Source organism: Nonomuraea sp. MG754425 (assembly GCF_021699195.1).
GTDB lineage: Bacteria > Actinomycetota > Actinomycetes > Streptosporangiales > Streptosporangiaceae > Nonomuraea.
The window spans coordinates 1-468 of record NZ_SSXE01000505.1 but is presented as its reverse complement, the minus strand read 5'-3'; the positions used below and the strand labels follow the sequence as shown (position 1 = coordinate 468).

The 468-nt window shown below is 75.6% G+C and carries 1 protein-coding gene; it reads right to left on the bottom strand.

Features of this window, described 5'->3' with window-relative positions:
• Nucleotides 1-468, bottom strand: a 468-nt coding sequence (locus tag FAF44_RS53730; protein ID WP_237111200.1) for a helix-turn-helix domain-containing protein, incomplete at both ends; no start/stop codon positions are given.

Genomic DNA, 468 nt, shown 5'->3' with positions numbered 1-468 from the left:
ACATGCGGTGAAGTTCTGTCTCGGCGTCCGTGAAGGAATCGTTCATCGGCCGTCCCGCCAGGCGGGGCCGGGCGCACGCGGGCGCGGTAGTCGCGGGGCGGCAGGCCGTACTCCTTCCTGAAGGCCCGGCTGAAGTGGAACGGGCTGACGAACCCCGAGGCCGCCGCCACCTGCCCGACGTCCATGTCGGTCACCTCCAGCAGGCTCGCGGCGTGCCGCACCCGCGCCCGCCGTACGGCCCGCATGGGCGTCTGCCCGGTCGCCTCGGCGAACAGGTGGGCGAAGCGGGACGGCGAGAGCGCGACGGCCCGCGCCAGCGAGGCCACCGAGTGCGCGGCCCCGGGCTCGGCCGCGATGATCGCCAGCGCGCGGCGGATCCGCTCGTCCCCCTCCTCGCCCCTCCCCTCGGGCCGCACGGTCGCCGTGGCCAGCACCAGCACCTCCTCCACGGCCCCGAGCACCAGCTCC